Origin of the sequence: Sporosarcina limicola (genome assembly GCF_014873855.1) — a bacterium.
GTDB classification, from domain to species: Bacteria; Bacillota; Bacilli; order Bacillales_A; family Planococcaceae; genus Sporosarcina; species Sporosarcina limicola.
Genome location: NZ_JADBEL010000023.1, coordinates 37,299 through 49,796 on the forward strand (window position 1 = coordinate 37,299; position 12,498 = coordinate 49,796).

General features: G+C 39.2%; 14 protein-coding genes. 6 read left to right on the forward strand and 8 right to left on the reverse strand.

Features of this window, described 5'->3' with window-relative positions:
* Nucleotides 1-53: 53 nt before the first annotated feature.
* Together H4683_RS16410 and H4683_RS16415 are read right to left on the reverse strand one after the other, a co-directional pair.
* Complete coding sequence (locus H4683_RS16410) at nucleotides 54-1,022, reverse strand: bile acid:sodium symporter family protein (protein ID WP_192599914.1); 969 nt, start codon at nucleotides 1,020-1,022, stop codon at nucleotides 54-56.
* Complete coding sequence (locus H4683_RS16415) at nucleotides 1,019-2,419, reverse strand: FAD-binding oxidoreductase (protein WP_192599915.1); 1,401 nt, start codon at nucleotides 2,417-2,419, stop codon at nucleotides 1,019-1,021. The genes H4683_RS16410 and H4683_RS16415 overlap by 4 nt, the downstream gene beginning before the upstream one ends.
* 235 nt (nucleotides 2,420-2,654) lie before the next feature.
* On the opposite strand from H4683_RS16415, the gene H4683_RS16420 reads away from it, so the two are divergent.
* The 4 genes from H4683_RS16420 (at nucleotide 2,655) to H4683_RS16435 (ending at nucleotide 5,771) form a co-directional block, all read left to right on the forward strand.
* Entirely contained in the window at nucleotides 2,655-3,374 is a 720-nt protein-coding gene (locus tag H4683_RS16420) for a FadR/GntR family transcriptional regulator (RefSeq protein WP_225942152.1), read from the forward strand.
* A gap of 139 nt (nucleotides 3,375-3,513) precedes the next feature.
* Nucleotides 3,514-4,008, forward strand: coding sequence for a hypothetical protein (locus H4683_RS16425; RefSeq protein ID WP_192599916.1), 495 nt, complete (start codon nucleotides 3,514-3,516; stop codon nucleotides 4,006-4,008).
* A gap of 164 nt (nucleotides 4,009-4,172) precedes the next feature.
* Nucleotides 4,173-4,715, forward strand: a complete 543-nt coding sequence (locus H4683_RS16430) for a sigma-70 family RNA polymerase sigma factor (RefSeq protein ID WP_192599917.1) — start codon at nucleotides 4,173-4,175, stop codon at nucleotides 4,713-4,715.
* A 21-nt stretch (nucleotides 4,716-4,736) separates the two neighbouring features.
* A complete protein-coding gene (locus H4683_RS16435; RefSeq protein ID WP_192599918.1) occupies nucleotides 4,737-5,771 on the forward strand; it encodes a DUF4179 domain-containing protein in 1,035 nt (344 codons plus the stop codon).
* A gap of 74 nt (nucleotides 5,772-5,845) precedes the next feature.
* Here the strand turns inward: H4683_RS16435 and H4683_RS16440 are convergent, their stop codons facing one another.
* From H4683_RS16440 to H4683_RS16460, 5 genes are all read right to left on the reverse strand, one after another.
* On the reverse strand, nucleotides 5,846-6,202 hold the full coding sequence (locus H4683_RS16440) for a hypothetical protein (RefSeq protein ID WP_192599919.1): 357 nt from the start codon (nucleotides 6,200-6,202) through the stop codon (nucleotides 5,846-5,848).
* A 227-nt stretch (nucleotides 6,203-6,429) separates the two neighbouring features.
* Nucleotides 6,430-7,368: a hypothetical protein gene (locus tag H4683_RS16445; protein WP_192599920.1), complete on the reverse strand. Its 939-nt coding sequence runs from the start codon at nucleotides 7,366-7,368 to the stop codon at nucleotides 6,430-6,432.
* Nucleotides 7,358-7,891, reverse strand: coding sequence for a sigma-70 family RNA polymerase sigma factor (locus H4683_RS16450; protein ID WP_338062484.1), 534 nt, complete (start codon nucleotides 7,889-7,891; stop codon nucleotides 7,358-7,360). Before H4683_RS16450 ends, H4683_RS16445 begins: the two co-directional genes overlap by 11 nt.
* 335 nt (nucleotides 7,892-8,226) lie before the next feature.
* Entirely contained in the window at nucleotides 8,227-8,535 is a 309-nt protein-coding gene (locus H4683_RS16455; protein ID WP_192599921.1) for an alpha/beta fold hydrolase, read from the reverse strand.
* Complete coding sequence (locus tag H4683_RS16460) at nucleotides 8,502-9,113, reverse strand: alpha/beta fold hydrolase (RefSeq protein WP_192599922.1); 612 nt, start codon at nucleotides 9,111-9,113, stop codon at nucleotides 8,502-8,504. The genes H4683_RS16455 and H4683_RS16460 overlap by 34 nt, the downstream gene beginning before the upstream one ends.
* Nucleotides 9,114-9,449: 336 nt before the next feature.
* Between H4683_RS16460 and H4683_RS16465 the strand changes: the two genes are divergently transcribed.
* Both H4683_RS16465 and H4683_RS16470 read left to right on the forward strand, forming a co-directional pair.
* Nucleotides 9,450-10,181, forward strand: coding sequence for a Fic family protein (locus H4683_RS16465; protein ID WP_225942153.1), 732 nt, complete (start codon nucleotides 9,450-9,452; stop codon nucleotides 10,179-10,181).
* A gap of 184 nt (nucleotides 10,182-10,365) precedes the next feature.
* Nucleotides 10,366-10,866: an NADPH-dependent FMN reductase gene (locus H4683_RS16470; RefSeq protein ID WP_225942154.1), complete on the forward strand. Its 501-nt coding sequence runs from the start codon at nucleotides 10,366-10,368 to the stop codon at nucleotides 10,864-10,866.
* A 393-nt stretch (nucleotides 10,867-11,259) separates the two neighbouring features.
* Here the strand turns inward: H4683_RS16470 and H4683_RS16475 are convergent, their stop codons facing one another.
* Entirely contained in the window at nucleotides 11,260-12,147 is an 888-nt protein-coding gene (locus H4683_RS16475) for an EamA family transporter (protein WP_192599924.1), read from the reverse strand.
* Nucleotides 12,148-12,498 lie beyond the last annotated feature (351 nt).

Sequence of the window (12,498 nt, forward strand, 5' to 3'; positions counted from 1 at the left end):
TCAGACTTTATTTGGCGTATCAGCTCAACATTTTTCCGGAAGGAGATAGAACTTTAGTATTTAGTTGATTTCTTATTAGCTTCAATTGTTTTTGCCCATGCCGGCTTTTTCGACCAAATCGTAGCGAGGATTGGACCGGAAATATTATGCCAAACTGCAGCAAGCGCACTAGGCAATGCAGCCAGTGGACCAAAGTGTGCTGACGCCAACGCCACGCCTAATGCGGAGTTTTGCATGCCCACCTCTATGGAAATGGCTCTACGATCACTTTCGTTTAATCCCATTGCTAAGGCCGTGAAGTAACCCAATAGTAGACCTACCGCATTGTGAATCATAACGGCGATGAAAATAAGGAATCCCGCTGATGCGATATTTGCTACATTTCCTGACACGACTGCGGATACGATAATGATAATCGCGACGACAGATATAAGAGGAACGACTGTGATGCCTCTATCTACAAATGTTGGTAGGACTTTGCGCGCCAACAAACCTAAAACGATGGGAATGATGATGACTTGAATAATCGTTTTAAACATGGACATTGCATCCACAGGCATCCATTGCCCAGCCAGTAATAGCAAAAGAAGTGGCGTGACAATCGGTGCAAGTAGTGTGGAGAAAGAAGTCATCGTGATGGACAAGGGCAGATTCCCTTTCGCCAAATAAACCATGACGTTTGAAGCGGTTCCACCCGGCACAGAGCCGAGCAGGACCAAGCCCGCGGCCAGTTCAGCCGGTAGTTTCATGATGTAGGCAATCGCGAAAGCAGCAAGCGGCATAATGATGAACTGTGCACAAACTCCCATGATAACAGGGATCGGTTTCGTTACGACAAGTTTGAAGTCGACAGCTTTGAGCGTCAACCCCATCCCGAACATAACGACGCCAAGCAGAATGGCTATATAGCCTTTAAAAAATAGGAAAGGGGCAGGGAACATGAAAGCGACGACGGCCATAAGGATGACCCAAAAGGCAAAGTATTTCCCTGCGAACGTACTGATAGATTCTAAAGCTTTCATAAGTTTACACCTTGCTCTTCCAGTTTCACTATTTTATTTGGATTTAAAAGATTGTTCGGGTCGAGTGCGAGTTTAATCTTTTCCATGACTAGCAATGCGGCACCGTGTTCAATGGCCTGGTATTTCAGTTTTCCTATGCCGACACCGTGTTCACCCGTGCATGTTCCATCCCGTTCAAGTGCGTACATGACAATCAGTTCGTTCAACTGGTTCGCTTTAGCGACCTCTTCTGGATTATCCATATCCATCATGACAAGTGCGTGAAAGTTTCCGTCGCCAACATGACCGACGATTCCGCCGGGAAGACCGAAAGCATCCAGTTGTTGACGTGCATAGTGGACCGCATTTGCCAACTCTGAAATCGGAACGCAAACATCGGTGACCATCATTTTCTTTCCAGGGTACCCATGGATATAAGCATAAGCCAAGTTATGTCGCGCATCCCACAGCTTGTTGCGGGCAGCGTTATCCTTCTCGAATGCAATGCTTTGACAATGATGATCCTCCACAATTTCTTTCATGAATTCAATATCTTGTTTGAGTCCCGCTTCATTCCCATGAAACTCCATGAATAGCGTCGGTTCTTCCTTATAGTTGGTTTCGCTATGGAGGTTTGCCTGTTTCATTGATACTTCATCGACAAGTTCCACCCGTGCGATTGGAATACCGGCTTGTAAAATGGAAACGACAGCCTCAACCGCGTCATTAATTGACAGGAAAGATGCTCTTGCGGCCATGACGTGCTCCGGAATCCCATATACGCGAAGCGTCAATTCCGTAAAACAGCCGAGCGTCCCTTCAGAACCGACAAAAAGGCCATTTAAATGATAGCCAGAGGAGGATTTTGCGGCCAAGTTGCCTGTATGGATGATTGTCCCGTCGGCAAGGACTACTTCTAAATCACGTACCTGATCCCTCATGACGCCGTATTTGACAGACGTCGTTCCACTGGCATTCGTAGCTGCCATGCCACCTAACGTTGCATCAGCACCTGGATCAACAGAGAAAAAGAGTCCATACTTTTTTAGCTCTTGGTTCAACTGCGTGCGGGTTACGCCTGGTTGTACTTTGACGAGAAGGTCGTTTGCCTTGATTTCCAACACCTTGTTCATCATTGAAAAATCGATTGTGATGCCGTTATCGTAGGGAATAACATGACCTTCCAAGCTTGTTCCAAGACCGAATGGGACAATGGGTACTTGGTGGGTTTGTGCCAACTTCATGATTTTACTCACGTCTTCGGCACTTGTCGGGAATACGACAATACTTGGAAGACTCATTGCGTGGTATGATTCGTCCCTACCATGCAACTCACGTATTGCCTGGTTTATGGACACTTGATCGTCCGATAGGATTTCTTTCAAAGCTTCTACTAAACTTTCGGTTGCAATGGTCATTGTATTTGCTCCTCTATATAATTGACTTCTCTGAATTCAGTGTTCAGAATGATATCGTGAGTTATGGTTATACCAAAAGGTTAAAAATAAATTTTTGGTCCAACCAACCAAACTACGTACGTACTATTATATATAATAGTCTGAAGAAAGCAATAGATAACTTTGAATGTATTGAATATTAAATTGTTCACAGGTATCATTTAGGAAAGAAATCAATTCGGTAGGGGTGACACTATTGATTCCACAGAAGAAAAGAATGTATGAAGTGATTGTCAGCAAAATTGAGGACTTCCTGTTGGATGAGGGAATGGAAGCAGGTGATAGATTACCTTCCGAAAGGGAATTGGCGATTATGTTTACTGTTAGTAGGACGTCTGTCAGAGAGGCACTTCGAGCACTGGAGCTTAGCGGTGCAATTGAAATTCGGCAAAGAGGCGGCAGCTTCCTGAAAACACCGAAAATAGGTAGGGTCCATGAAGAGATTTCCGCGGCAATTATTGAGAAGGAAAAACATCTTGTCTATGAAATGTTGGAGCTGCGCCGTGCACTTGAAGTGGAATCTGTTTCACTTGCTGCACAAAGGGCGAAAACTGCAGATTTGGAAAAAATCAGACAAGCGCTTGAAAATATGGCCATTTCAGCGACTGATATTGAGGCAGGTGTGCAGGCAGATTTGCAGTTCCATATGAGCATCGTAGAAGCAACGCATAATACAATTTTCATTCAACTAACCCAAACACTGGCCGAACATATGGAAGATACGATACGAGTAACTCGGAAATATCGATTTTTAGATATGAATCGTTACGAAGAAACATTTGAAGAACATAAAGCAATCTATTTGGCGATTGCTTCGGGAGATCAGGAAAAGGCAAAACGACTAATGGAAGATCATATTCTGGGTATAAGAAGGGAGTTGAGTGAGTCGTTTTTGTCGGGGAGTATAGGGGAATAAAAGAAAATCTAATAAATTCCGATTACTTGATAGCTTTTTGTACTTAAAAACGAATTAGCAAGTAAGAGTCTTTTCGGGTGTGAATGAAACCTTTATTTGCAATACCCGTCTACTCGGATAAAGGGGAAATGAAATTGTTATGAAGAAATACTTAATCTTACTAATAATTGTATGTTCTACCTTAATGGGTTGTAATCAAAAAGCAGAAGAAGGTAGGTATGATGAAAAAGAACTAACGGGCAAACCGGCATTACACAAATTTGATTTTAATAATCATGGATTCCCACCATATCCACCTGGTTTTATTAAAGTCGATGAAACTAGATCCAAAATGGAAATGGGCGGTTTTCGATGGGAAAAAGGAAATACGACTACTCTAACTGATGCAGCATCTCCACAGCAAATTGCAGAAAACTTCAAAGCAATTGTCTTAGAACCGAATAGCAAAGTGAACATCCAGATAGAGCAAGATCCGGCTTTAAGCGCATATTTATGGGATTCCGAAAGGGAGAAAGTGACTATAGAAGGAACCCAAATTACAATACCCACAAACAAGGGCCGATATATTTACGAAGTAGTAGCCAAATGGTCTAACGGTGAAGTATCCTATACAATTGTTGTGGAAGTTGAATAATGCCTATGCAATTAAGATAGAGCTGTGAAAAAAGAGTATCAATCGATGCTCTTTTTTTCGTGAATATTTACTCATAAACAAGTTTAACAAATTCCGATTACTTGATAGCTTTTCGTATTTAAAAACGAATTAGTAGGTAAGGGCCCTTTGGAAAGGAGTTAATAATGAAAATTAATGAAGATAATGTTGTGCAACAACTAAAGCAGGGAAATGAAGATGCTTTAAATTATGTTATCGATCGCTATGGTGGCTTAATCAAGAGCATTGTTAACCGTCATTTGTTTCAATTTCGACATATGCATGATGAATGTATAGATGATATTTTGCTGGGCATTTGGAACAATATCGAATCGTTTAATTCAGAAAAAAATTCGTTGAAAAACTGGATAGCTGCCATTTCGAAGTATAAGTCAATTGATTACAAAAGAAAGTATATAAAACGACTTGAAGAACAAGAGATAGAAGAAAGTAGCGTGGCAAGTTCTTTGGACGATGGAATAAGAGGAGTGGAGAAAGAACTTAGTTTAGAAATGGAAAGCCTGCTAAGTCATCTTAAGCAAGAAGATCGAGAATTATTTATACATTATTATGTGGATGAAATAGACACGGCAACACTGGCTAAGGAGCTAAAGGTCGAGCAATCTGTTATTCACAATAGGTTGTCCAGAGGGCGAAAAAAGTTAAGGAAACTGTTTGGAAATATTTAATGAAAGGGGAGAAGTGGTCAGATGAAAGGTCTATATAAGGCGTTAAATGAAGTGGAAGTCGATACAACTGAATACAATCCCATGGAGTTAACTGATTTAGAAAAAAAGCGCATGAAAAATAGGATGAAAAAGAAACTGGGGAGGCGAAAACAAATCAATAAGATAAGAGTCGGTAGTATTGCCGCGGCTGTCATAATCATGTTTTCTATTGGAGTTGGCACGAATACGATTACGTTAGCTAAAGTACCTATTATCGGACCTTTACTGGAAGAATATTTAAAAATTAACGATAATCAATCGCTAGAGGATTATAAAATGGTCATTGGAGAGTCAGTTGAAGATAATGGAATCCAAGTGACGTTGAATGAAGTAATGTTAGATGAAGGTAAACTTCTTATTAGTAGCACGTTCCACACAAACTTTTCAGATATAGACTTAGAATATAATTGGTTTTCAGACATAGAAGTTTATATTAATGGTAGCAAGTTCGGTCACGTTGGAGGCAGTGGAGGACCTAAAAATATAACAAGTTCTACGGTAAACTATTTTTGGGCTGCTAGTTTAGAAAAAAATAAACTGGAAGATATTCAAGATATTAAAATCGTTTTCAATAATTTAGAAAGAAGCGGTTCAAAGAAATTGAAAAAAGGGAAATGGAGTTTTGAATTTACTGCATCAGCTGAAAATCTTCTGACCGAAAGAAAGTCAATTCCAATCGATAAGCATTTCATACTAGAAAATGGTCAACAGATTATTGTAGATGCAATCGTGTTAACACCTGCTTCTACAACGTTGTATTATCAAATGCTCAGTGAAGAAAAATATGTTTACGATTATGATGTGCATTTTATCGTAGAAGACGTAACTGGAAAGAAGTATGACCCTGTCAGTGCAAGTACATCGGGAGAAAAGTCTCATATTCGTTTTGGAATTTTAGACGAAAAAATAACAAAACTGAAAATAACGCCGTATTTGATGTCCGGAAAGGAAGGCAAGGAGAAGACAGATTATTACGAAGTACTTACGGATGAAGAATTTGAAATTAATTTAAAGTGATGGATTAGAGTATTCGTTTTATCCTTTTTATGCATATGAAACTCAAGTAAAGAGGCCATTTATTGATGGCCTCTTTACTTTGGCAAGCTAATTTCTTTCCTTTTACGGAAAGAATATAATCGGGCTAGCAATTTCTCATAGTTCTCTTTACTCAGTTTTTTCATTATCAGCGTCAAGAACAACAAGGAGACTAAAAGTGAAAAAGAGATGATACATATTAACCGGAAGAAAAGAGTTTCTTTGAATCCGTCATAACCGAAAGAGATTGCAATACTAGTCATTAAAATAACGGATAGAACAGGTATTAATTGAAAAAACAAGTCGCAGTTTCTCTTTTTGAGAAGACGCATCATATATGGGGAAATTAAAGCAATCAGTATAATGTACAAGAAAATGACGAGCGAGTCTATTATGACTAAGAATAAATCCATATTTTTCAACCCTCCTCTTTTAATTCGCTGATAGAATGACTTTTTCACGAAATACTACTCACTTAATCTATACCCTTCGCACTTCACTGTTATACATTGAAACATATAAAAATGTAGCAGTCAGTCTCCTTCAGAAGTGAGGACACAACAGGAAAGAGCTGTAAACCATTGCGGTTTCAGCTCTTTCCTGTTGTTGAAATATAAGGGGCATCGAATAACTTTACCCGTTACTTACTAGAAAGTTGCTCCCACATTTTTTCGAAAACCGGGTTATCCATTTTAAAATATAGATTTAAGGAACCATAACGGATATACCCATCTTTAAGAACGAGTAGGCTGACTGTAGAGCCGTCAGTTAGATTGAGAATCATTTCTTTATAGTTCTCGTCATTTCTGAAATCGCCTAACTTGGCTTCAACATTTTCACTATCATAGGGAACAGTATGATTAAGTTGCTCAACAAATGAATTCAATAAATCCTCATCGTCGATTGGGTGAAAATTCTCTACCTCATGATTCCAGTCGCTAGAGTTTCTGTATTGAGCATTTACACTATTTCCAGCCATCTTCAACTCCCCGAAAACTCCCGAGCCATCATGTAGAGTGATTCCATTTAGACACTCAAAAAATTCGGCGGTTAGTTCACCATCATTTTCAGCATACGTCATAATTCGGAAATTCTTATCGTATCCTTTTACAGTAAATACATCAACTTTACCTATTGTTGAAGCTAGCTCAACTGCGTATTGATTCTGTTTACTCCATTCATTAATATTCCCTTTTGTTTCACCGATTTTTTCGCCCAACAAGTCCTTTGCACGCTCCGGATCTACCTTTGTACTAGTTTGTGTATATATTTTTCCGTTATACACGATAAGACCCACCATATCTGCCATCCCATTACTTGTAGGCAAATCAATTGCCGGGATTTGCAAACCTTCACCTACTGCAACGATGGGCATATTGTTAAAAGTGGGATAGTACTTGTAGACACCATAACCACCAATTACGATAAGTAAGCTAGCTACCAAGGCAATCCCTTTAGACCGGAAGCCTTTGTTTTTTTGCATTTCGGATTTTGCTTGCTGAACCCCCCTATTGCCTCTTTCATGTAGTTCTTTCGGAATTTCAATGGTATTCATTTCGTGTTTTATTTTATTGTTCATGAATAAGATCTCCTTTCAAATCTTCACGTAGCTTTTTTAAACTGCGATACAGAATTGTTTTTGCGGTGCCTAGAGGGATACTAAGTGTTTCTGCAACTTCCTTGATTGTTAAATCTTGATAAAATCTTAAAGTAACAACACTTTTTTCTTCTGCAGTTAAAAGCTCAATTAAATCCCGAATCGTTATGAGTAAGGGAATATCTTCGTGCACTTCTTCTGAAATCAATTCCTCGAACTTAGGCTTCCATGGAACAACATTTTTTTTCTTCCGAAGAATATCCGTGGCACAATTAATCGCAATTCGTATTAACCATGTCTTAAAGTATTCAGGTTCTTTGAGATTTTTGATAGACTTAAAAGAACGATATGCTGTTTCTTGAACAACATCCAGCGCATCATTTTGATTTCCAACATACAGATAAGCTGTTCTGTAAACCTCAGCTTCGCACTCCTGAAATAACGTTGAAAATGCTTTATCATTGCCTCTTTGGGCCTTTTTCACTAAACGTATAATCAGAACCACCACCTCTCCATTCTAGTATAGCGTTTACACTCCTAAACTCCCTTACACCAATTAGACGGAGAATAGCTTCATTTGGCTTTCATCTATTTTAAAAAATAAAAGCGTGAACACTAATCCAAAATAATATGCAAAAAGCACCGCTAAATGCGATGCTGACTAGGAGTGTTAATTAACCTGCATGTATCTTTTCATGGAACTGGTTAGTGTAGCGTCTATCCTTGATATCTAACAAACTTAAAGTTCTTCAACATACAGTGAATCCTGAACTCTCGGCATCTCTATACAATAATCATTTGTATCTCCTCACTTTAGACATTGTTGTCTAGTAATTCTCTTTATGCCCTAGAAACCATGATGAGATTTTTAATGGCATCACTAACTTTTTCGGGTTGTTCCAGATGAATGAAATGCCCACTATTTTCTATAACAATATGCGCATGATTAGTAGAAAGAGAAAGTAAATTTTTTTGAGACTCTATCCAATTTTTATAGATTTTTTCTGTTTTTCCGCCGGTTATAACTATCAAGGGTATATTTCCTAGGGTTCCGATAGTACTAACCTGATCTACACTTTTATCTAATTGAAATGCCTCTTTTAACATGGCGTTATTTAGGTAATGTTTATAAAAGAACGCCTCATCCAATGCACCATTTTTTCAGTCAACCTCTTTCTTCGATCTCTAATATGCGGAATAAGCCCCAGTTTGCCAAACACACGAAAAATACCCATTTTATTGAAAATGTTAAGTGTATACATTAGTAACTTTGGTGCTTTAAAATAGTTCCTATAAAAATCAACGGACCCACCATCAACAAGGACTAGTCCGGCTACTTTATCTGGATATTTATTTGCAAAAAGAATCATATTTAACGCACCAAAAGAGTGTCCTACTAAAATATAGGGTGGTTTTTCATCTGAGTTTACTAGTAAAGAATGGAGTTCCTCTACGATTTGTTCACTGTTTCTTGAATTCTTACTTTCTTCACTCCAGCCCATTCCAGCTCTATCATAAACAATTGTTCTGGTTATTTTAGCTACTTCAGGTTGAACTAGACTCCATTCAGTAACCGCAGAACATGTCCCGTGTCCTGTGTCAAAAATAACTGTAGGGCTTCCTACACCTTCTACATATATATGAAGTTTGATATCTCCAATATCCACTAGCCTACCAATTGGAGTGAATAGTTCTTTGTTGTTTTTAGTCGGAAAATCGGGTTCCATTATTTTATTCCTCCCTTTAGTTAGTTGATCATTCGGGCTCTTACTGCCCGTTAATACGGGATAAAAGTAGTCCTTACTATTTTGTTATACAAAAAATGGTCTTGGGGAAGTATATTTTCATCTCACTACAATAACTGTAACATAAAGGGATTTGTATACTAGTATTATGACAGTTTCCATACTTGTTTGACCTTGTTTTTAATAGCTTTGTTTAGAAAGTCAAAAGAGCGGCTCGTTTGTATTTTGATTATTATGTATCGTTAACCTGCAGGAACTACTCCAACTGTATAAACTAGACTATAATGTAGTTAATGACTTGGGCGAGGAGAGGGCATGATGGATACTAAGCGATTTGATAGTGAATATATACAAGATGTTTTAGTCAGAATGGCGCATCATTCCAGTGGTTTGGAAGGAAATACAATTACACTTCCTGAAACAGTGAGCATTATTTTATACCACACTGTCAATAGTGATCGATCCATAAATATGAGAGAAATCTATGAAATCGCAAATCATGAGCAGGCATTTGACTATATGTTTGATGAAATCAGCAATGATCGGCCGCTGACGATTGAAACCATTAAAAATATGCACAGTCACTTAACGGACCGGTTGCAATATGATAAAGGGAAATTCAAAGAACATGATAATGCAATTATTGGGGCTGATTTTCAGACGGCGAGTGCCAAAGAAACATCGATACTTATGCTCCAGTGGGTAGAAAACTTGAGTTATCAACTGGATCATGCGAAAACAGAAGAAGAAAAGGTGGAAATCATCGGGGATTTTCACATCCAATTTGAACGAATCCATCCCTTTTCAGACGGAAATGGTCGAACAGGTAGGATGATCATGAACTATTCATTGCTGCAAAACGGATTGCCGCCACTTATTATTCGGAAAGAACAGAAAGTGGATTATATAAACGTATTATCGGTCGTTGATAAGGAAGCTTTCTACACGTTTGCGATACCTTTGCTTGAAGAAGAAAAATCCATCATGGAGAAGTTTGAAAACAAGAAAAGGCAACAAATTCAACATGACGATAGCGAAAATAGATCTTGATTCAACAAAACCACTTCGGGATAGGGAATGGTTCTAGGACTTGGGTATATTTTTGTATGTAAATCGATACGATCGTGTAGGATATACTCATGTCATAAATAGTATGAAACTAGGGGGAGAGGTATATATGAAAATAGTGGAAATTGTCGGTAGTCTGAGAAAAGATTCATTCAATACGTAGTTGATGAACACAATTGAAAAGAGATACAGTACTCGTTTTGAACTGGAAGTCGCGGATATCGGAATTCTCCCATTCTATAATGAGGATGATGAAAAGAACCCTTCTGAGGTAGTGAAGAATTTCAAGAAATTGATTGCAGACGCAGATGCTGTATTGATTTGTACGCCTGAATTCAACTGGTCCATCTCGGGCGTGTTGAAAAATGCATTGGAATGGCTTTCTAGAGTAGATCAGCCGATGGCGGGGAAACCTACATTACCGATGGGCGTTTCCCAAGGAGCGCTTGGAACAGTGAGAGCACAATTACACTTGCGCCAAGTCCTATCCAGTGTTCAAGCAATAACGATGCCGCCAGCGGGAAATGAAACCTTTGTTGGTGCGGCAAATCAAAAATTCAACAACGGTGAGTTAACGGATGAAATGACACTCAAGTTTTTGGATATGATCATTGACAAATTTTGGACTTTGCAAATGACCAGAAGAATAAATAATCTATCGTTATAATAAAACCGCCTTTTTGATTTCTACTAGAGAAATCGAAAGGGCGGTTTGTTTTTTAATCAAATAATCTTTACCATGTGATGAAATGGTTCACCGATGATGCTAGCAACTTTACTATCCAGTTCAGCAACATACGTATAGTGTAGCAAAAAAAGTACATTCATTGGCGAATGGGTTCGTCTGCAAGTCGATTATCTGATTGATGAAGTATGCTTTTTCATTTTAATAAGCATAAAACCGATTGAAATAGATGCGGGGCGCTGATAACCCAGTGCGAGTCGGTGATAAACTCGTCCAAGGCGGTGATAACCAAGTTCAAGGCAGTGATAACTATGAATAAAAAAGACAACCCCATACGTCGGTAAACTTTCGACGTATGGGGTTGCCCAATCTAGATTATCTCGTATATTTCAATCGCCGTTGTGCAAGCGTCGGCAACGTCATACCAACCAAAATGACGATGATGCCGACAATTTGGAACAATGTCAATCTTTCCCCTAACAAAATGACGGATACGGTGATTGCGACCGGCAGTTCCATTGCGCTTAGAATCGACGTCATCGCGGTTCCTACTTTTGGCACTGCGATTGAAAAAAGGTAAATTGGAATGACAATCCCGAATAGACCGAGAAGCAAACCATAAATCCAAAGTCCGCCGCCGAATAATTTCCCATTCCATACGATTTCAGGCGTTTGGAAAAAGAAAATGGCAATCGCGGCGAAGAACGATGTGAAAAGGAGTCGTGTTTCGGTATTCATGCCGACAATTTGTCGTTGGTTGATCATCACAAATGATGCAAAACTGACGGCAGAAGCCATACCCCATGCCCAACCTTGCCACGGAATCCCGCTTAAGTCGGCATCGATGACACCAGCCGCAAGAATGGTTCCTCCAAAAAGGAAGGTGAGCGAAATAACTTCAATGCGCTTCGGTAGACGTCGTTTTGCGATGCAGTCAAATAGCATGCCAATCCAAGTGAATTGAAAAAGCATGACAACAGCTAATGATGCAGGCATGTACTCGATTGCTTGGCCATATACCGTCCCTGTTGTTGCCGTAAATAATCCTGCAATAATAAGTGTGAAGCCGCCCCCGAACTTGGGTATGTTATGTTGCACGATGATAAAAAGAAGTAGGGCTATAAAAAAGCCAACGAAATATTGACTTGTCACTGCTTCTGCTGCCGTGAAGCCATCTAAAATTGCTAGTTTAACAATCGTTGAAAGAATTCCGTAACAGCTTGCTGCGAAGATGATAAGCAGCGGGTACATCCATTGTTTCATAAGAAAAATCCTCCCGTTCCATCAAAACAGTATAACATGCTTGGAGTGGATTTTATATGTCGGATGTCTGACCTTATAATATTGGTGGGAAATTAGCAAGGCGGTGATAAACCCATACAAGGCGGTGATAAAGTCACTCAAGGCGGTGATAACCGATTCCAGGGGCACATGTTGAGGGAATTACATCCATATTTAGTATGAAATCAGCGAGGCAGTGATAAATAGTGTTAAGGCGGTGATAAAGTACGACAAGGCGGTGATAAACCCATACAAGGCGGTGATAAAGTCACTCAAGGCGGTGATAACCGATTCCAGGGGCACATGTTGAGGGAATTACATCCATATTTAGTA